A 19,462-nucleotide genomic window follows, 5' to 3' on the forward strand; every position below is an offset into this window, starting at 1 on the left:
TAGAGGGCAGAAAGAACCCGAAGAAGCAAAGCGTTCGCCTTTATCACCGGATTACTCCATTTGAAGAATGGGATCAAAGTAATCCGGGGATAACAGCGATCAAAGGGTTGTCTGCCCACGGAGCCGCACCACACGTAACGCCCATGTTCAACTCAAAGTATTCAACGTTGATAAACACAGAGGAGTGAAATGGGATGCAGGCACAGGCAAGATTATTGTTGGAAGACGGCACACTGTTCACCGGGAAAGCATTCGGTGCTGAAGGTGAAACGACAGGTGAGGTCGTTTTTAATACGGGAATTACAGGCTATCAAGAGGTGCTTTCGGATCCTTCCTATTGCGGTCAAATCGTAACCATGACGTATCCGCTGATCGGAAACTACGGCATTACGCGTGATGACTTTGAGTCGATTCGTCCATACGTGCACGGTTTCGTTGTACGTCGTCATGAGCCAACGCCAAGCAACTGGCGTGCGGAATACAGCGTAGACAATCTGCTCAAGGAATACGGTATCGTAGGAATCAGCGAAATTGATACACGCATGTTGACTCGCCGGATTCGTCACCACGGCACCATGAAGGGAATTCTCACAACAGGATCGAAGCCTGTGGAAGAACTGCTGGAGATGATGGGAGACACCACCATCGCCGAGCTGCGTAACCAGGTGCCAATGACTTCTACAGAGCATGTCTACAACAGCCCGGGAACGGCTGAGCGTATTGTGCTCGTGGATTATGGTGCTAAAACAGGAATCTTGCGCGAACTCAGCAAACGTAACTGTGACGTTGTCGTTGTTCCGCACGATGTAACAGCAGACGAGATTCGTCGCCTGAACCCGGACGGCATTCAACTGTCCAACGGCCCTGGGGACCCGAAAGATGTACCTCATGCAGTTAAAATGATCAGTGAACTGCTTGGCGAATACCCGATCTTCGGCATCTGCCTGGGTCACCAATTGTTCGCACTTGCAGCAGGAGCAGATACCGAAAAACTCAAGTTTGGACATCGCGGAGGAAACCACCCGGTCAAAGAACTGGAGAGCGGACGTTGCTTCATCACATCCCAAAACCATGGATTTACCGTAAACGAAGAGTCTGTGAAGAGCACGGATTTGGAAGTTACACATATCAACAATAACGATAAGACCATTGAAGGTCTGAAACATAAATCATTCCCGGCATTCTCAGTTCAATACCACCCTGAAGCAGCACCGGGTCCTTACGACAACAGCTATCTGTTTGACCGCTTTATCGAGATGATTCGCGAGCATAAAATCACTAACCCGCAAAAGCCGCGTCAAGCCGTATTGGCAGCCGCAGTGAAAGGAGCACAATAACATGCCGATTAACAAAGATCTCAAAAAAATCCTGGTGATTGGTTCCGGTCCAATCGTCATCGGTCAAGCGGCCGAGTTCGACTATGCCGGTACACAAGCTTGCCAGGCTCTGAAAGAAGAAGGCGTGGAAGTTGTACTTATCAACAGCAACCCGGCGACCATTATGACGGATACTAACATGGCTGACAAAGTCTACATTGAGCCAATCACACTGGATTTTGTAACCCAAATCATTCGTCAGGAGCGTCCAGACGGCTTGTTGCCAACACTGGGTGGTCAGACAGGTCTGAACATGGCTGTGGAACTGGCACGTGCAGGTGTGTTGGAACGTGAAAATGTGAAATTGCTCGGAACGCAGCTGACATCCATCGAGAAAGCGGAAGATCGTGATCTGTTCCGTGACCTGATGCGTGAACTGGAACAGCCTGTACCTGAGAGTGTAATTGTAACGACACTTGAAGAATCACTTGAATTTGCAGCTGAGATTGGTTATCCAATCATCGTGCGACCAGCTTATACGCTGGGAGGAACAGGCGGCGGAATCTGTGCGAACGAAGAAGAGCTGCGCGAAACTGTGGCAGCGGGAATTCGTTACAGCCCAATTGGGCAATGTTTGGTCGAGAAGAGCATTGCAGGCATGAAAGAAGTCGAGTATGAAGTTATGCGGGACAAAAACGATAACTGTATCGTTGTCTGCAACATGGAAAACTTTGACCCGGTAGGTGTTCATACAGGCGACAGTATCGTCGTAGCACCAAGCCAAACCCTGTCGGACCGTGAATATCAAATGCTGCGTTCAGCTTCACTGAAAATCATCCGTGCCCTGAATATCGAGGGTGGATGTAACGTACAGTTCGCACTGGACCCACACAGCTTCCAATACTATGTTATCGAAGTTAACCCACGGGTAAGCCGTTCATCGGCGCTGGCTTCAAAAGCAACGGGTTATCCAATTGCGAAGATGGCTGCGAAAATTGCCATGGGTTACACACTGGACGAAATCGTGAACCCGGTAACAGGCCAAACATATGCTTGCTTCGAGCCAACATTGGATTATATCGTGAGCAAAATCCCACGCTGGCCGTTCGACAAGTTCATCTCGGCGAACCGTAAACTGGGAACTCAGATGAAAGCAACAGGCGAAGTAATGGCCATTGGCCGGACATTCGAAGAGTCGATTCACAAAGCCGTGCGCTCCCTTGAGATTGGCGTACACCGCCTTTACTTGAAGGATGCCGAAACGCTGGATGAAGATACACTGAACGAACGTCTGATCAAAGCAGATGATGAGCGTATCTTCCTGATTGCCGAAGCATTCCGCAGAGGATATACGTTGCAACAATTGCAGGATCTGACCAAGATCGACTGGTGGTTCCTGGACAAAATCGAAGGTCTCATCGCATTCGAAGATCGCATTCGCGAAGAATCCGAATTGTCTTCCGACATTCTATATCAAGCGAAACGCCTTGGATTCACAGACCGCGCCATTGCCGAACTGCGTGCGCAAGGTCAACCTGGCGGCACATTAACGACTGAAGCTGAAGTTAGAACTCGTCGGGAAGCAGAGAACCTGCGCCCAGTCTACAAAATGGTAGATACATGTGCAGCTGAGTTCGAAGCAACAACGCCATATTACTACTCAACATACGAGACAGAGAACGAAGTGATCCCTTCCGACAAGAAAAAAGTTGTGGTACTGGGTTCAGGACCAATCCGGATCGGTCAAGGTATCGAGTTTGACTACTCTACGGTACACGCCGTATGGGCTTTGCAAAAAGCAGGCTATGAAGCAGTCATTATCAATAATAACCCGGAGACGGTGTCGACGGACTTTAATACATCAGATCGTCTGTACTTTGAACCACTCTTCTTCGAAGATGTCATGAACGTGATTGAACAAGAGAAGCCAGTAGGCGTTATCGTACAGTTCGGTGGACAAACGGCCATCAACCTGGCAGCACCACTGCGTAATGCAGGTGTAACGATTCTCGGAACGGATCTGGAAAGCATCGATGAGGCGGAGGACCGCAAGAAGTTCGAGCGTCTGCTCTCCCGTCTGGAGATTGCACAGCCGAAAGGTAAAACGGTCATTTCCGTTGATGATGCTGTAGAAACAGCTCAAAGTCTGGGCTATCCGGTACTGGTTCGTCCTTCCTATGTACTCGGCGGTCGTGCGATGGAGATTGTATACTCCGATGCTGAATTGCTGACATACATGGAACAGGCGGTTAAAATCAATCCGGAGCATCCGGTTCTGATCGACCGTTATATGATGGGTAAAGAAGTTGAGGTTGACGCCATCTGTGATGGTGAAACGGTATTGATTCCGGGCATCATGGAACATATCGAGCGTGCAGGGGTTCACTCTGGTGACTCCATCGCGGTATATCCTCCTCAACATCTGTCCCAGGATATGAAAGAGAAAATTGTAGAGATTACAATCAAAATTGCGAAAGAACTGAAAACGGTCGGTTTGGTCAACATCCAGTTTGTTATCCATGATGGTCAAGTGTACATTATCGAGGTGAACCCGCGTTCATCCCGTACCGTGCCATTCCTGAGCAAAGTAACCAACATTCCAATGGCGAACCTGGCAACACAAGCCATTCTGGGTGTGAAACTGAAAGATCTTGGTTATGTCGATGGACTGTGGCCTGAGTCGGATCATGTATCTGTTAAAGTACCGGTCTTCTCCTTCGCGAAGCTGCGTCGTGTAGAGCCAACCCTCGGACCTGAGATGAAGTCTACAGGTGAGGTTATGGGCCGTGACCCGAATTACGCTAAAGCGTTGTTCAAAGGTCTCATCGGGGCAGGAATGAAAATTCCAGCAACCGGAGCGATTGTCGTGACTGTAGCAGATAAAGACAAGGACGAAGCAGTTCCTTTGCTCGAAGGTTTCTACAGACTGGGTTACAAAATCATGGCTACTGGTGGAACAGCGGCTGCGCTTGAAGCAGCGAACATTCCGGTAACGACGGTGAACAAGTTAAGCGAAGGTTCGCCGAACATTCTGGATATGATCCGCAGCGGCGAAGCGAACTTTGTCTTCAACACACTCACCAAAGGCAAAACACCACAGCGTGACGGATTCCGTATCCGTCGTGAAGCGGTAGAGAACGGCATTGTATGTATGACTTCACTGGATACGATTCGTGCGCTGCTGATCATGCTGCAAACGATCAACTTCTCTTCGGAAGCAATGCCTGCCTTTATAAAATAAATATTCACTGATAAAGGACATCAGTCAGCCTGCGGGCTGGCGGGATGTCCTTTATATCGGGCAAAAACGGAAAAATTGAGCAAGTGGAGGGGAGTGCTGGTGATGAATCACGCGAATTTTAATGAAATGGCTGGCCGTCTGATGGTGGCACTGGATTATCCTGGAGCGGAAGAAGCGAAAGCATTGGTACAAGCTCTTGAAGGCATTCCCTGTTATCTCAAGGTAGGAATGCAGCTGTTCTACGCAGCAGGACCAGACTTCATTCGGGAGCTGAAATCCAAAGGTTATTCCGTTTTTCTGGATGTGAAAATGCATGACATTCCCAACACCGTTCGTGGCGGCGCTGAGAGTATCACGCGTCTTGGGGTAGACATGTTTAATGTGCATGCAGCGGGTGGAACGATCATGATGCGTGCTGCACGTGAAGGGGCTGAGGCAGCTATAGCTGCTGATCCTTCCCTTAGCAAGCCCGAGATCATTGCGGTCACTCAACTGACCAGTACAAGTCTGGAAACGATGAATAACGAGATTGGCATCCCGGGAAGTGTGGAAGCTGCTGTGGTCCGTTATGCAGGACTGGCCCAAGAGGCTGGACTGGATGGGGTTGTTGCTTCTCCACTGGAAGTGCCCGCAATTCGGGCAGCGTGTGGTAGTGCTTTTCACACCGTTACACCAGGAATTCGTCCAGCGGGTAGTGGTCTGGGAGATCAGACACGCGTCTTGACGCCAGGTGAAGCCATCGCCAGAGGCAGTCATTACATTGTTGTAGGTAGACCCATTACAGGCGCTCCCAATCCGCGAGAAGCGGCAGAAACCATTTTGAAGGAGATGTTGAAGGCATGATCGAACTAAATGAGATTCCGAATCATATTGCTTCCCAACTGTTGAAAATTAAAGCCGTGGCGTTGCGTCCACAGCAACCATTTACATGGACATCCGGTATCAAATCACCAATATACTGCGATAACCGCTTAACGATGTCCTATCCCGAGATTCGTAACGATATTGCTGAAGCCTTCGCAACGATCATTCGTAACCAATACCCCGATGCAGAAGTCATCGCGGGTACGGCAACCGCAGGTATCCCGCATGCGGCCTGGGTGGCTCAGAAGCTGAATCTGCCGATGGCCTACATTCGTGATAAAGCGAAAGGACACGGTAAGGAGAACCTGATTGAAGGCCTGATTACCGAAGGACAGAAAGTGGTTGTCATTGAAGATCTAATCTCCACGGGTGGAAGCTCGATCAAAGCAGCAGAAGCCGTACGCGTAGCAGGTGCAACACCTCTCGCTGTGCTTGCGATCTTCAGCTACCAGCTGGACAAAGGTGTTAAAGCATTCGAAGAAGCTGGAATTCCACTTCAGACGTTGTCCAATTACACGGCGCTGATGGATGTGGCTTTGGCTCAGGGAACGATTCAGGAGAGTGACTTTGAGTTGCTTAAATCCTGGCGTGAAGATCCTTCTTCATTTGGTAAATAATATCATTGCATGATGCAATATGTGTTCAATGTTAAACGGTATCAAAATTGTAATGATTGCCGTCATAGCGGCAAAACCATCGAATAAGCAAGAGGCATCCCATACATTGGGGTGCTTTTTTCGTTTGTTCATCAAAATATTAACTTTTTCCCGATACCGTTGTAAAAAGCTTGTAACTTTTAGTTGTGATCGGTCGTTTATAATTCAGTGTAGGTTGGAACAGATTTCTAATTTTAGGTTTTTTGAAGAAGTGAACGGGATATGAAGAAAGGATGAGCGTGATTGCTGGCATGAAGAATTTATTTCTCAGAAAAAGACCTGCCAAGAGCCAGTCAGGCGATGAAATTCAACAGTGGGAAGCGCAGCTGGAGGCATCGACGGTTTCGGGAGAAAATACATACAACAATGAACACGATCATCCGTCGAGTGAACCTCTGTTACAAGAAAGTGAAATCGCTTCAGATGAAGTAGTTGCAGCTGCGGTAACTACCGTTGATGAGCCCCTGAAGAAGATCAAACCGAAGAAGGATATGCTGCCTCCATATGATGGACCTGTACTGGAGGTGCGTAATGTACATCGCAGTTTCCAGACAGGTAGTCGCATTATTCATGTGCTCAAAGGCATTGATATGGAAGTGAATCCGCAACAACTGGTCATGCTGAAGGGGCGATCGGGCTCAGGCAAAACAACGCTCCTGAATATGCTCGGTGGATTGGATCAGCCTTCAAGTGGAGACATTCTGTTCTCCGGCCAGCCTCTTCAGGATTGGGGAGACCGGCGGCGGACCGCTTTGCGGCGCAAAGAAATCGGTTTTATTTTTCAGGCCTATGCACTCATGCCCTTATTGTCTGCTTGGGAAAATGTAGAACTGTCGCTGCGAATGGCGGATGTTCCGCGAGCGGAATGGAAAGACAGGGTTGGTCACTGTCTGGACCTGGTTGGACTATCCAAACGGGTGAAGCACCGACCTTTCGAGATGTCCGGGGGAGAGCAACAGCGGGTAGCAATAGCCAAGGCGATTGCCCACAGACCCCGATTGTTGCTTGCGGATGAGCCTACAGCGGAATTGGATTCCAAAATGGGCGCTCAGGTCATGGCCGTATTCCGCAATATTATTGAAGTAGAACAAGTAACGATATGTATGACTACACACGATCCTACAATTTTGGAGGTTGCGGACCATGTTTATGAAATGGCGGACGGCAGATTTATCAAGTAAAGAGGCCGCTCCGAAGAGGGGGAAACGCGCAGCAATTATTGTACTTGGTGCGATAATGGTTGCAACGATGTCCGGCTGCTCATTGCTGCCGTCAGAAACAGAGGAAGAAGTGCTTCCGCCAATTACGCCGCCAACGATCTCCAAGAAACCGGAATATGAAGTCCGAACAGAAACGCTGGAGAAAAGAGTAAGTGGCAGTGGCAAGATGATGAGTCAGCGGGAAGAGAAGGTGTACTTCACACTCGATGGCATGCATGTCAAAGAGTTAAATGTTAAACCAGGGGATAAAGTGAAAAAGGGTCAACTTCTGGCCGTGCTCGATGTGGAGAGTGTGGAGAAGGAGATCCGTGGCAAGAAACTGGCTATTCGCAAGTCTGAAGTTCAGATGAAGGAAACACTGCGCAAGAAGGATGAGATGGACCCGGTGGAGTTCGAAGAGGCAACGATTGCGTTTGAAGAACTGCGCCAGGAACTCGCCGATCTGGAAGCGCAACTGGGCAAAGCTACGTTGACGGCTCCATTCGGTGGCACCGTAATTGCTGTGCAGGTTGAGAAGGGCGCAGCCGTGAAAGCGTATGATCCGATTGCTACGATTGCGGATACATCGAATCTGGTTGTGGCAGCTACCTTTGCCAAGGAAGATCTGGAGAAGTTCTCAGCCGGTATGAAGGCAGAAGTGGACATTAATGGAGCCGGTAAAGTCGCTGGCAAAATTAAAGTCATGCCTCTTGCTGAAGCATCGGGAAGCGGCAGTGGCGAAGGAACGGGGGAAGGCGGGACGCCCCCAACGAAGGAAACGCTGGATAAGTATGTTATCGTTACACTTGCAAAAATGCCAAAAGGCGTGGAACGTGGCACACCTCTATCGGTCTCGATTGTAACGCAGCGTACCGAGAACGCGATAGTGATTCCTGTATCCGCTTTACGCTCCATCGGTTCAAGAACGTACGTACAAGTCGTGGAGAGTGATGGTAGCAAGCGTGAAGTGGACGTTGAAGTTGGTCAGCAGACATCGACAGATGTTGAGATTCTGAAAGGTCTGACCGTAGGCGAGAAAGTAGTGGGACGCTAATGGGGCTGCCATTGCTTCGACTGCTGTTCCGCAAAATGTGGAACACGCGCTGGATGACCTTCAGCACACTGATCGGATTAATTGTGGCGGTTGCGTTCACCGTCAGTATCCCCATGTATGCCGATGGTGCGTTGAAACGAGTCGTCGCGCAAACGCTGCAGGATAACAGTGAAGGATTGCCGGCCGGTTCGTTGCTCATGAGTTATCAGGCACCCGGGGGTGTGAAGACAGACACACGGGGTCTGGACGAAGTGGATCGTTATATTCGTGAGGATGTTCCTCGCGACATCGGGTTTCCTTTCCATACGTATGTGAATTCGAGATCCATTCGCAGCACAGAGGTGAGCCCGGAAGATCCAACCAAAGTGGATGCCAGCAGAGCACGCAGTATGAGTTTGGGGACGATGAGTGGGCTGGCTGCACAGGTGAATTACTCTGCAGGGGTGAAACCTGGAAACCAGGTCAAAGATGACACGATCGAGGCAGTCATGTTGGAAGAAGGTATGTACCGTAACGATCTGCACATTGGTGACATTCTGGAATATCCGGTTTATAGCGGCCTTGATATCACGTTGCGGGTAAAGATTACGGGGTCTTTCAAGGCAGATGATCCGAACAGCCCTTACTGGGTACAAGGATTTGACGGCATGATGAATGGACTTTATGTGGATGAATCGGTTTTTAATGATGTTTTACTGAAGGAAAAAGGGATTCCACTTCAAAACTCACGTTGGTATTATGCCTTTGATCTAAAAGAAATTCAAACCAGCCAGTTATCAGGACTGACTTCCGTGCTGGAAAGGTTGGATATCGATCTCTATCAGCGGCTGAAAGATACGAAAGTGGACATTACCTTCGGTGACCTGCTTAAGCAGTTCCGCAGTCAGAGTCTGCAATTGCAGACGATGCTGTTTACCTTGGCAGCACCGATGATTGCGATGGTCTTTTATTTTATTGCGATGAACGCCAGACAGTCATTACAGAAGCAAGAGAGTGATATTGCGGTATTGCGCAGCCGTGGAGCTTCAGCTCGGCAGATCTTCTCTCTTTACCTGCTTGAAGGCATATTTCTGGGCGCTATTGCGCTGGTTATTGGACCGTTGCTCGGTTGGTTTATGGCTAAAAGTATCGGTTCAGCAAGTGGTTTTCTCTCGTTCGTAGATCGGAAGTCCATTCCGATCGGTGTATCCAAAGAAGCTATTCTGCTGGGCGTAGCAGCGGTCCTTGTTGCGATCATCGCATCACTTATCCCTGCGATAACCTATGCACGGGCAACGATTGTATCTGCCAAACGGCGGCAAGCACGTACAGACCGTGCGCCGGTATGGCAACGCTGGTTCCTGGATGTTGTGTTACTGGGTCTGGCTGGATATGGATACTACCTCTTCTATGAACGTCAGATGTTGACCTTCCAGACGGGAATGACAACCGATCAGCTGCAGGTACAGCCGTTCCTGTTCTTTGTACCCGCACTTGCGATCTTTGCGCTTGGACTATTCTTCTTGCGCTTGTTCCCGTGGATATTGAAGCTTATTCAGCTGATCGGCCGCAAGTTTCTCCCGGTCCCGTTATATCTGACATTAACGCAACTATCGCGTTCATCTTCGTCCTATTATCCGTTGATGATCTTGCTTGTATTAACACTGGGACTTGGAGTGTATAACTCGGCTGCGGCCCGGACAATTGATCTGAATTCCACCGAGCGTACGCTGTATCGTTATGGGTCGGATGTGATCATGCAGACCGTATGGGAAGGAACGCCTGAGATTAAGCCTGGTTCCGGACAGAATGGTGGTTCAGGTGGAGGTCAACAAGGCGGCGGTGGTTCTGGTGGCGCTCCCGGCGGAGGAAATGGCGGTGGAGGTGGAGGTGCTCCAGGTGGCGGCGGTGGATCTTCGCAACCATCCAAAGTCATCTACTCCGAACCTCCTTTTGAAGTGTTCCGCAGATTAGATGGGGTGGAACATGCAGCAAGAGTGCTGCAGACCAAGGGTAATATTATCGTCTCTGGTAAATCGGGTGGACAGGGAATGCTGGTCGGCATTGATAATGTGGACTTTGCTCAAGTGGCGTGGTTCCGCAATGATTTGTTCCCGGCACATCCCTACAGGTACCTTGACTTGCTTGGTAAATATGAAGGAGCTGTATTGATCTCTTCCAAATTTGCTGACAAGTTCAAGCTCAAGACCGGAGATCTCGTCTCCATGGGTGTACAGGGACAAGCGATTGAATTCGTCGTCTTTGGCATCATTCCTTACTGGCCCGCTCAGTATCCGGATCAGATGCCATTCTTCGTGGCGAATCTTGATTATATCTATGATCAGGTGCCTCTGATTCCTTATGAGGTATGGCTGAAAATGGAACCGGATGCCAAGGTGGCTCCTTTGATGGAGAAACTTGCAGCAGAGGGCATTGAGTTATCCTCTGTGCGTGACGTACGCACCGAATTGGTATCTCAGGGTAAACACCCATCACGAGGAGGTGTATTCGGGATTCTGAGTCTTGGTTTCCTGGTATCCGTTATTATCTCGTTAATTGGATACGTGCTGTACTGGTTCTTTAACCTGTCTGGACGTGTTGTGCAGTTTGGTGTATTACGCGCCATGGGATTATCCCGGGCACAACTAAGCGGTATGCTGCTGCTGGAGCAGGTCTTCACGGCGGGGCTGTCGATCCTGCTTGGTCTTGGTATTGGTCAGGTGTCGAGTCGTTTATTCCTGCCATTCCTGCAGACGACGGATAATGTATCTGCTCAGGTACCTCCGTTCCGGATTGTATTTGAACAGCAGGATATGTTGCAACTGTATGGGGTCACTGTGGTGATGCTGGTCATTGGTGCAACCATGTTGCTCTGGCAGATTCGCAGACTACGGGTTCACCAGGCAGTCAAAATGGGAGAGGAGAGGTAAACGTGATCCAATGCGAAGGACTTGTCAAAATTTTTAAATCCAGCGATGTGGAAGTCGTTGCCCTTCAGGGTCTCAACCTGACTGTCAATCAAGGTGAAATGATGGCCATCATTGGTAACAGCGGTAGCGGTAAATCGACGTTGCTGAATATTCTGGGCGGGCTTGATCGTCCTACTGCCGGAACGGCTGTTGTGGGAGAATGGGATCTGCTCAAGATGACTGATGCTCAATTGGTCGAGTACAAACGGCATACCGTAGGATTTATCTGGCAAAATAACGGTCGTAACTTGCTGCCTTATCTCACGGCACTGGAGAATGTGGAGACGCCCATGATTCTGGGAGGCAAGCGTGATCGTGCTTACGCGAAACAGTTGCTCGAATGGGTAGGCCTTAAAGATCGTATGCATAACAAATTGCATCAATTGTCAGGAGGAGAGCAGCAACGGGTAGCGATTGCGATCTCATTATCCAATCGTCCCAAAATTCTGCTTGCAGATGAACCAACCGGTTCGGTCGATTCCGAGACATGTGATACAATCATGGGCATTTTCCGTAAAATGAACAAGGAACTCGGCGTTACGATTGTCATCGTTACCCATGATTTGACGCTAGCTGGTAAGGTAGACCGGATCGTAGCGATCCGGGACGGCTTGACCAGTACCGAGTTTGTGAAGCGCAACCCGAATTTGGATGATGAGCATAACTTGTCTGAAACGGGTATGCCGGACATTCATGAGGCATTCGTCATTATTGACCGTGCAGGGCGGCTTCAGGTGCCAAAAGAATACCTGGAGGCCTTATCCATTGATAACCGGGCTACATTGGAATTTGACGGTGAACGCATTGTCATTACACCGCCAAGATAATTAATGAGGGGGAATTGGGAGATGAAGAACAGGTTGTGGGGAAAACGTGTGCTGGCTGTCGTGGCTACTGCGACGTTAGCATTGCCGCTGATTGCTGGCTGTACGGCAAGTGAGGCGAAGGATACAGAGCAGCGTGTATTACGTGTGGCTACAATGTGGGGAGGGCAAGACGACAGTTATTTCCGTCAACAATTTACTGATGCTTTTGAGCTGACCCATCCCAATGTAACCATTGAGATTGTAGCTGCCGTTGATCAGAGCAGCATGTATGGGTATGGCAACACCGAAGAACAGCAGGAAGTTCCGGATACGATGGAAAGTCTGAAGAAGATTATGACTGGCGATAACCCGGTTGACGTCATCGTAGCAGATACCTCTACAGTCAAATCATTAATTCAGGAGAATATGGTAAAACAACTGGACCCGCTGATGCAGGAAGATAAGTTTGACACCACTGACATTGTTCCTAGTGTGCTGGAGGGTATCAAAGATCTGGGGGATCAGAGCATCTATGCATTGACACCAACGTTCTCATCTTCCGCTTTGTTCTATAACAAGGGTATGTTTGAAAAAGCAGGTGTGGAACCGCCAACGGACAACATGACATGGGACGATATCTTCAATTTGGGTACCCGACTTACAAAAGGTGAAGGTAAAGATCACGTATTTGGTTTCGCCTTCACGACATATCAGGGTGGTTCGCCTTATTATTCCATGCAGCAGTACTATAGTTCGTTGCAGTTGAAGACGTTTGACGACAAAGCAGAGAAGATGACCGTAGATTCTCCTCAATGGGAGAAAGTGTGGAGCACCATCAGCAAACTTGCCATTGACAAAGTGATTCCTAAAGGTGACGAGCCGCAGGATCAGAATCCGAGTGGACGTTATGATCCGGTTCAGGGTGACCTGTTCCTGAGCGGCAAGACAGCCATGGCTATCGGAGATTATAGCTATATCAATCAATTAATTGATGCGAATAAAAATGCAGATAAAATGAAAGATTTTACGAAGGTAGATTGGGATGTAGTTACACCTCCAGTTCACCCGGAAGCTCCTGAAATCGGAGGAAGCATCTATCTGAGCAACTTGATGGCAATCAACAGTGCTGCTCAGAACCCGGATGACGCTTGGGAATTGATCAAATATATGAACAGTGAAGATTGGGCCAAAATCAAAGCACGCAGCAGCTATGAGATGGTATCCCGGAAGAGCTTCATTAAGCCTAAAGATGGCCTGGATTACAACATTCAAGCCTTCTATTCTCTGAAGCCTATTCCGCCAACGAATACTAATCTGGATAAACTGTATCAAAAATCCCCAGGCTTATGGCAAGTAAACGAAAAAGGAATGGAATATTTCAATCAGGTACTTGAGAATAAAAAGACACCAAAAGAAGCGCTTGGTGAGTGGGCAGCTAAAGGTAACGAGATGTTGGAAAAATTGAAAAAGGACCCTAAAGCCACGTTTCAATGAGCAATGAGAGTTGATTTAGTAGCATAATTTAAGGATAGCCGCTGAAGATTTTAATCTTTAGCGGCTATTTTTATGAAAATGGGGTATTCTACAAAAAGCAGGAATAAATGACGACTCCGGAAAGGACGAGTGGTATGCACTGGGTATATTTCAGCAAGTTGTACGCAACCAAGTTTCAGGCAGGATGTCTGGCCAAACGTATGGAGCAGGACGGATGGATCTATGGACACAATGAACCGGCGGAAGTGGAAGTTTATCGATCACGCAAAGGACGTTACGGTGTACGTTTTATTCCCTGACATTACCCCTTGACTTATTGGGATAGAATGGTGTATATTAATTAAGTCGCTGTTTTAATATTTTTTACTGACGCGGGGTGGAGCAGCCCGGTAGCTCGTCGGGCTCATAACCCGAAGGCCGCAGGTTCAAATCCTGCCCCCGCAATTGAGTTTCACTTGGATGATTCACAGCCATCATCTGCACGTTATACATTATGTCTAGGGCCCTTAGCTCAGTTGGTTAGAGCGGTCGGCTCATAACCGATTGGTCACAGGTTCGAGTCCTGTAGGGCCCATACTCTTAAAACCCTTGCCTAGCAAGGGTTTTTTTCTGTCTCCATATAGCTCTGGAGAACAAGGTGTTTATTCATGGTGCTGTTCTGATCTGCCCTTTTTTGCGTATCTCAGTGGATGTCCATGCCATATCTCAAATCTCGCATATACTATCCTATCCCACACATAGGAGGTAGATTACATGAGTCAATTTATTGATGCAAGAACCTCGCAGAATGCGAGTTTGGCTAACTCCATTGCTATACCAATCCTTGTAATTAACACTCCGCAGTTATTTGGACAGATTGGTCTGGTCACAGGTGGTAGCATTGGAGCTAACCCACGGGTACAATTCAAAGGAACGGTGTCTGTGCAACTTCCTTTGGCACTTGTTGGTATAACCATCACAATTGTTAGGGGAACTTTGGCTACGGATCCTGTGATTTATTCCGCAACGTCTACGTTCAGCTTGAGTATACTTGCCCCTCAGATTATTACGTTCTCTGCAGATGACTTCAATCCGCCTATCACGCCTCAATTGACGTACACTGCATTTATCAGTTCCAACTTGCTCGGTACGGTCCGCGTAGGACCTGAGAACTTTGACGGCGTGTTGTATTCTGACTGATGTCGAGGTCTCTTGCTTAGTAAGACTAGATCGCTAAATGAAAGACAACACTGACCTGCCCTCGAAAGCAGGTTTTTTTCATGTTGAAGGAGAAGACTAACTTCATCGAGTAGATAGGGTTCTATGATATAATACATTACAGAGATTGAATGGTATTGGACATAAATAGTACATGAACATCCGAGAATTTTATGAAATTAGTGATAGAAAGCAGGTTTCCATTTTAATGATGTCAAATGAAGGTCAACGTTTTCGTTACAGTGAAGCTCCAGTCTGGGATTGGCAGAGAGCTTATTATGAACAGCAGGGTCTACAGGCTTGGACAGAGAATCAGGTCCCTCAATATATTACCAGTAATCCGATGATTGCCACGGCGTATGCAGAGATGATTTTTGGCTTTCTTCAGGATCTCGCTAACAAAGAAAAGGTTAACGAGACTGTGACCATTCTTGAACTAGGAGCGGGTGTAGGGCGTTTGGCGCATCAAGTTCTCCTGAAACTGATGGAGTTAAAGGAATTTGCTGGAATACAGTTACCACCTTTCCGATATGTAATGACAGATCTGGTTGCGGAGAATGTACTGGGTTGGAAAGAGCACCCGTCCATGCAATCCTTTATTCAACAAGGTATAGTGGATTTTGCATGTTTTGATGCTGTAACGGATACGGAATTAAACCTGACCCTCGCAGGCACGGTTATTCGGCCTGGTGATCTGAAACAACCATTGTTGTTGATTGCCAATTACTTTTTTGACAGCATTCCGCAGGAATTAATCTATATTGGGGATGGCGAGATCTATGAGTGTGATCTTCTTGTTCAGTCTCCCGATCGTCGTCTTGAACTTGATCCCGCCGAGATGTTGAAGAATATGACGCTAAGTTATGAGTATCGCCGGGCGCCTGAATACAGTGCAGATAACTATCCGTATTCGGAACTGATCACATTGTACAAGGAGGAGCTGGAGGATTCTCACATCCTTTTCCCGGCAATTGGCTTGTCTTGTCTGGATCGTTTGAAAAAGTTGTCGCAGTCAGGTTATGTGTTAATTACCGCTGATAAAGGGGATCATCGCCTGGATAACTGGAAGTTCGCAGAGCCTCCTGAATTTGTTCTGCACGGAAGTTTTTCCTTAACAGCCAACTATCATGCCATTCAATATGTCTTGGAGCAACAAGGTGCCCATACACGATTTACAACACATCATTATAAAGATCTGAATGTGGGATGCATGTTGATGGTGGATGAACCCATCAGTTATGTGAATACCCGTCTAGCCTACCATCGATTCGTTGAACGTTTTGGACCGGATGACTTTTTCAGCATGAAACAATGGGTAGACTCTCAAATAGAGCGTATGGAGTTGAAGCATATTTTGCCTTTTTGGCGTCTGGGTGGATATGATGCTGAATTCTTAATTCACAGTGCGACGCACATTTCCAGTCTTCTTCCTGATGCAAGTGATGAGGAAATGCTCGATATTCAGTCTGGCATTCATACGATGTGGTCGTCTTACTATGTGATGGAGCAGCAAGGGGGGCTCGCATTTCTGGCAGGGCAGTTGTTATATGAGATGTATATGTATGAGGATGCGAAACGGTTTCTGGAGATATCCTTGGTTGCAGATCCAAGTAACCACAACCCGGCAGTCTTATACGACTTGGCTGTGTGCTGTTATGAACTTGAACTGGAAGAAGAAACACTTTCCTATACTCATCAAGTGCTCGCTCTGGAACCCGATCATGAAGAGGCGGGGGATTTACTGAGAAGTTTTGAATGATATTCTTATAGGCTCAAAAACAGTGCGGCTCCGTTTGAATACGGGGGAGCGCTGTTTTGTGTACTGGACTGAAATCAATAGAGATACAAATTAAAGAATATAATTCTTTAATTTACATAATGACCCATTATGGATATACTTTACATATAACCCATTTCAAATATTATAAGGAGGATATGTAAATGAAGAGTAAGTTAGTTTTAATTTTGACGTTTTGTCTCGTGCTTCTGATTCCTTCAGGATTAGTAGAAGGAAAACCAAGCCAGGTCGGTTCGAGTGGTTTGTATGAAGTTAGTACTGGAGTATCGTTATATGCCGAAATACAAGGAATAAAAAATTCATTTCCCACGGTAGTTTTTATTAGTGGGTATGGAGATAGTTCCACGATCTGGTCAGAAGTTCAATCTGAGATAGCAAAGCATACTTTGACAGTATCCTATGATCGTGCTGGACTGGGACTTAGCGGAGATACAAATAAAGATAAAACGACGAAACAACAAGTGAAAGAATTACATAAGTTGCTAAGAAAAGCTAATATACCTGGTCCATATTTGCTGGTTGGACATAGTATTGGAGGTTTGAATGTCAGAGCATTTGCTGATCGTTACACTTCTGAGGTAGCTGGCGCAGTACTGATAGACTCTTCTCATGAAAATCAAGAAGAAGCAATTTTGGCAACATTGCCACCAGAGATTATAGATTTATATAAGTCGCAATTTTCAGCAGAGGGTGACTATACCGAAGTGACAAAGAGCTTTTCATTTGTTGGTAAAATACGTAAAAATGATGCATTGCGCCAAACTCCATTAACGGTAATTTCAGCGACGGAACACGGAATGGGTCCTGAGATGGAAGTGAAGTGGGCAGAATTGCAAGAAGATTTGGCTACTCTATCCGATAAAGTCAATCATATTACCGTCGAAGGTTCTGGCCATTACGTACATTTAGAGAGTCCTGCACTTGTTATAGATGAGATTATTTCATTACTTAGGGATTGAAATAATTGGATAAAGAGAAGTGATGCTAGGATTAATATGCATGGACGATGTAGTACGATCATCAAAAATGAAACCTAATTGGGTTGTAAACGTATTAATGGGATATTCAGCCAATCATCTATTTCAACAAAAAAGGAGACAAAGACATGAAAAAAGCCTTATCCGTTGCATTATATCCATTCATGTGGGTTGTAGGTGCAATTAGCGTTCTGTCTGTTAATGCAAACAGTGCCGCAGGAAGCGCCCTCTTTGTGAAAGATATCGCTACAGATCGAAGCTATGATGGGCAGGCTATATATGATAGTATTGAACGTAGAAATGCCTAATTACATATCATTGAACTGTAAAGGTAATTGTGTCGTTCAGCGATAGCGTGAAAGCCAATTACTTTTGAAGCAAAGTACGATGAGCAGGAGTTCTGTCCGTACAACCTTTAAGCCGGTTTCGTACCTTATTCAGGTATGAATCGGCTTTTATTATTGAATGGGGGATGCCCGTTGAAAATTATCATTGCACAACCAAGATTGGAACAGCATTTGCTGCAACTAGAAGAAGAATTGAGGAGAAATCCTGATGCAGATGTATTGTTTTTTCCAGAGGGTTATTTGAATCAGAATGCCCAGGAAGCTTGCCGCCTGGCGGCTGAATACGGAACCATGATTGTATCAGGTCATCGCAGACTGGACGAACGTCCAAAGGACCGATCGATTATCATCAGTAAGGCTGGAGAGATTGTATTGGAGAAAGCCAAATACACACCTGCTGAGATGGTTGAGGAACAGGGTTGGATGATAAGTACGTTGTTGTGTGACGAGTTGGTCCTACAGGGATTTAGCAACGAGAAAATAAAAAGCGTGGACATTATAATGCATTCCATTGGTGTAGGTATGTTCAGTGAAGAACAGTACAGTGAGTGGGTCGAAGAGGCTCGGCAGATTGCTTTGCAGCATCAATGCATTGTCATGGGGACAAGCCATGCGGATGGTTCATACCGCGACAGTGAGATCTCCATTTCGATTGCCTATTGTATAGCGCCAGATGGAGAAGTTGTGCTGGCATCCCAAAGTGATACACGTACTCGTACAATCCTTTTGGACAGAGGGCATACAGACCCATCATCTCAGAAGTCGCTACAAAACCGAGTGAATATCACCATCGTCCCATCCGCTTAAGTCACCGGGCATGAATCACAGATGAATGGGCTGCTGAACTTGCCGATTCGCCCGGTCACTTCCGCGGAATACGCATATGTTATGGCATACCTTGAAATTCAAAGGAGGCCAATCAAATGAGTCAAGTTGGATACGGTTGTGGCAATGTTGGTGGATTTGGCGGCGGATGGACTTCGACAAGTGCAATTCTTGTGCTTTTCATCCTGCTCGTAATCATCACAAAATCTTTCTGGCTGTAAGTCGCGTATAGAATCGTGCAGGCAAGGGCTCCGCTGAGACTTCGGCGGGGCTTCTCCTATTATTGATGCAACATATGTCATCCATGACATTTGACAACTGAAAACAATGTGCTTAAAATCACATAAGAGACTATTAACAGAGATTGAAGGGATAGCAATGCCGTTTATTCGATTTAAAGGATTCACAGGTCCTCAGCTAGAGGAAGTTGTACCCCAAATTACAGAGCAGATGGCCCTTATTACTCATATTCCACGGGAGAGAATGAAGGCAGAGCGTCATGATGTACAAGCGCTAACACCTTCTCCAGCTTCTATAGAGATTTTGATGTTTCAACGTGATCAGGAGGTTCATAACCGGATTGCCTCGTCGTTGCAGGCTATTCTGGAAGAAGCGTACATGCCGGATGTACATATTTTCTTCAACATATTGTCACCCACGTTGTATTATAAACAAGGAAAGCCGCTGACAGATTATCGGTTGGATTGAGGTTGTGAGGGACGAGCAGATAATGCTCGTCT

17 protein-coding genes and 2 tRNA genes are annotated in these 19,462 nt (G+C 47.1%); all 19 read left to right on the plus strand.

Annotated elements, in window-relative coordinates:
* Nucleotides 1–194 precede the first annotated feature (194 nt).
* The 19 genes from carA to MHH93_RS11685 all read left to right on the plus strand — a co-directional run bounded on the left by carA (nucleotide 195) and on the right by MHH93_RS11685 (nucleotide 19,430).
* Nucleotides 195–1,337, plus strand: a complete 1,143-nt coding sequence (carA, locus tag MHH93_RS11595; RefSeq protein ID WP_062835434.1) for a glutamine-hydrolyzing carbamoyl-phosphate synthase small subunit — start codon at nucleotides 195–197, stop codon at nucleotides 1,335–1,337.
* Nucleotide 1,338: 1 nt separating this feature from the next.
* A complete protein-coding gene (carB, locus tag MHH93_RS11600) occupies nucleotides 1,339–4,557 on the plus strand; it encodes a carbamoyl-phosphate synthase large subunit (protein ID WP_500054171.1) in 3,219 nt (1,072 codons plus the stop codon).
* 102 nt (nucleotides 4,558–4,659) lie between these two features.
* Nucleotides 4,660–5,400, plus strand: coding sequence for an orotidine-5'-phosphate decarboxylase (gene pyrF, locus MHH93_RS11605; protein WP_500054172.1), 741 nt, complete (start codon nucleotides 4,660–4,662; stop codon nucleotides 5,398–5,400).
* Nucleotides 5,397–6,038, plus strand: coding sequence for an orotate phosphoribosyltransferase (gene pyrE / locus MHH93_RS11610; protein WP_278298935.1), 642 nt, complete (start codon nucleotides 5,397–5,399; stop codon nucleotides 6,036–6,038). Before pyrF ends, pyrE begins: the two co-directional genes overlap by 4 nt.
* A 272-nt stretch (nucleotides 6,039–6,310) precedes the next feature.
* The gene (locus MHH93_RS11615) at nucleotides 6,311–7,258 is read left to right on the plus strand and encodes an ABC transporter ATP-binding protein (RefSeq protein ID WP_500054173.1); all 948 of its coding nucleotides are present in this window, start codon (nucleotides 6,311–6,313) and stop codon (nucleotides 7,256–7,258) included.
* Nucleotides 7,221–8,330 carry an efflux RND transporter periplasmic adaptor subunit gene (locus tag MHH93_RS11620; RefSeq protein ID WP_500054174.1) on the plus strand — a complete coding sequence of 370 codons (1,110 nt, stop codon included), beginning with the start codon at nucleotides 7,221–7,223 and terminating at the stop codon, nucleotides 8,328–8,330. The genes MHH93_RS11615 and MHH93_RS11620 overlap by 38 nt, the downstream gene beginning before the upstream one ends.
* Entirely contained in the window at nucleotides 8,330–11,239 is a 2,910-nt protein-coding gene (locus MHH93_RS11625; protein ID WP_500054175.1) for an ABC transporter permease, read from the plus strand. The genes MHH93_RS11620 and MHH93_RS11625 overlap by 1 nt, the downstream gene beginning before the upstream one ends.
* Before the next feature lie 2 nt (nucleotides 11,240–11,241).
* Nucleotides 11,242–12,105 carry an ABC transporter ATP-binding protein gene (locus MHH93_RS11630; RefSeq protein ID WP_500054176.1) on the plus strand — a complete coding sequence of 288 codons (864 nt, stop codon included), beginning with the start codon at nucleotides 11,242–11,244 and terminating at the stop codon, nucleotides 12,103–12,105.
* Between the two features lie 21 nt (nucleotides 12,106–12,126).
* Complete coding sequence (locus tag MHH93_RS11635; protein WP_500054177.1) at nucleotides 12,127–13,578, plus strand: ABC transporter substrate-binding protein; 1,452 nt, start codon at nucleotides 12,127–12,129, stop codon at nucleotides 13,576–13,578.
* 107 nt (nucleotides 13,579–13,685) lie between these two features.
* Entirely contained in the window at nucleotides 13,686–13,877 is a 192-nt protein-coding gene (locus tag MHH93_RS11640; protein WP_047843730.1) for a hypothetical protein, read from the plus strand.
* 71 nt (nucleotides 13,878–13,948) lie between these two features.
* Nucleotides 13,949–14,022, plus strand: a tRNA-Met gene (locus MHH93_RS11645).
* A gap of 56 nt (nucleotides 14,023–14,078) precedes the next feature.
* Nucleotides 14,079–14,152: transfer RNA gene (locus MHH93_RS11650), tRNA-Ile, on the plus strand.
* Nucleotides 14,153–14,331: 179 nt separating this feature from the next.
* The gene (locus MHH93_RS11655) at nucleotides 14,332–14,757 is read left to right on the plus strand and encodes a hypothetical protein (protein WP_500054178.1); all 426 of its coding nucleotides are present in this window, start codon (nucleotides 14,332–14,334) and stop codon (nucleotides 14,755–14,757) included.
* A gap of 226 nt (nucleotides 14,758–14,983) precedes the next feature.
* Complete coding sequence (locus tag MHH93_RS11660) at nucleotides 14,984–16,534, plus strand: tetratricopeptide repeat protein (RefSeq protein WP_500054179.1); 1,551 nt, start codon at nucleotides 14,984–14,986, stop codon at nucleotides 16,532–16,534.
* Between the two features lie 182 nt (nucleotides 16,535–16,716).
* On the plus strand, nucleotides 16,717–17,532 hold the full coding sequence (locus MHH93_RS11665) for an alpha/beta fold hydrolase (RefSeq protein ID WP_500054180.1): 816 nt from the start codon (nucleotides 16,717–16,719) through the stop codon (nucleotides 17,530–17,532).
* A gap of 146 nt (nucleotides 17,533–17,678) precedes the next feature.
* On the plus strand, nucleotides 17,679–17,858 hold the full coding sequence (locus tag MHH93_RS11670; protein ID WP_500054181.1) for a hypothetical protein: 180 nt from the start codon (nucleotides 17,679–17,681) through the stop codon (nucleotides 17,856–17,858).
* A gap of 171 nt (nucleotides 17,859–18,029) precedes the next feature.
* A complete protein-coding gene (locus tag MHH93_RS11675) occupies nucleotides 18,030–18,704 on the plus strand; it encodes a hypothetical protein (RefSeq protein WP_500054182.1) in 675 nt (224 codons plus the stop codon).
* A 116-nt stretch (nucleotides 18,705–18,820) separates the two neighbouring features.
* Nucleotides 18,821–18,943 (plus strand): sporulation protein YjcZ, encoded by a 123-nt coding sequence (locus MHH93_RS11680; RefSeq protein WP_083679583.1) that lies wholly within the window; start codon nucleotides 18,821–18,823, stop codon nucleotides 18,941–18,943.
* A 157-nt stretch (nucleotides 18,944–19,100) separates the two neighbouring features.
* Nucleotides 19,101–19,430 (plus strand): DUF1904 family protein, encoded by a 330-nt coding sequence (locus MHH93_RS11685; protein WP_339235837.1) that lies wholly within the window; start codon nucleotides 19,101–19,103, stop codon nucleotides 19,428–19,430.
* Nucleotides 19,431–19,462 lie beyond the last annotated feature (32 nt).

This window comes from Priestia sp. FSL H7-0729 (assembly GCF_038005685.1).
In the GTDB taxonomy this organism is placed as follows: domain Bacteria; phylum Bacillota; class Bacilli; order Paenibacillales; family Paenibacillaceae; genus Paenibacillus.

What these genes read in the sequence shown, in the direction of transcription:
- MHH93_RS11635 (WP_500054177.1), top strand. Translation starts at nt 12,127, where the DNA reads ATGAAGAACAGGTTGTGGGGAAAACGTGTGCTGGCTGTCGTGGCTACT.
- carA (WP_062835434.1), top strand. Translation starts at nt 195, where the DNA reads ATGCAGGCACAGGCAAGATTATTGTTGGAAGACGGCACACTGTTCACC.
- MHH93_RS11615 (WP_500054173.1), top strand. Translation starts at nt 6,311, where the DNA reads ATGAGCGTGATTGCTGGCATGAAGAATTTATTTCTCAGAAAAAGACCT.
- MHH93_RS11620 (WP_500054174.1), top strand. Translation starts at nt 7,221, where the DNA reads ATGTTTATGAAATGGCGGACGGCAGATTTATCAAGTAAAGAGGCCGCT.
- pyrF (WP_500054172.1), top strand. Translation starts at nt 4,660, where the DNA reads ATGAATCACGCGAATTTTAATGAAATGGCTGGCCGTCTGATGGTGGCA.
- MHH93_RS11665 (WP_500054180.1), top strand. Translation starts at nt 16,717, where the DNA reads ATGAAGAGTAAGTTAGTTTTAATTTTGACGTTTTGTCTCGTGCTTCTG.
- carB (WP_500054171.1), top strand. Translation starts at nt 1,339, where the DNA reads ATGCCGATTAACAAAGATCTCAAAAAAATCCTGGTGATTGGTTCCGGT.
- MHH93_RS11625 (WP_500054175.1), top strand. Translation starts at nt 8,330, where the DNA reads ATGGGGCTGCCATTGCTTCGACTGCTGTTCCGCAAAATGTGGAACACG.
- MHH93_RS11670 (WP_500054181.1), top strand. Translation starts at nt 17,679, where the DNA reads ATGAAAAAAGCCTTATCCGTTGCATTATATCCATTCATGTGGGTTGTA.
- MHH93_RS11660 (WP_500054179.1), top strand. Translation starts at nt 14,984, where the DNA reads ATGATGTCAAATGAAGGTCAACGTTTTCGTTACAGTGAAGCTCCAGTC.
- MHH93_RS11685 (WP_339235837.1), top strand. Translation starts at nt 19,101, where the DNA reads ATGCCGTTTATTCGATTTAAAGGATTCACAGGTCCTCAGCTAGAGGAA.
- MHH93_RS11655 (WP_500054178.1), top strand. Translation starts at nt 14,332, where the DNA reads ATGAGTCAATTTATTGATGCAAGAACCTCGCAGAATGCGAGTTTGGCT.
- MHH93_RS11680 (WP_083679583.1), top strand. Translation starts at nt 18,821, where the DNA reads ATGAGTCAAGTTGGATACGGTTGTGGCAATGTTGGTGGATTTGGCGGC.
- MHH93_RS11640 (WP_047843730.1), top strand. Translation starts at nt 13,686, where the DNA reads ATGACGACTCCGGAAAGGACGAGTGGTATGCACTGGGTATATTTCAGC.
- pyrE (WP_278298935.1), top strand. Translation starts at nt 5,397, where the DNA reads ATGATCGAACTAAATGAGATTCCGAATCATATTGCTTCCCAACTGTTG.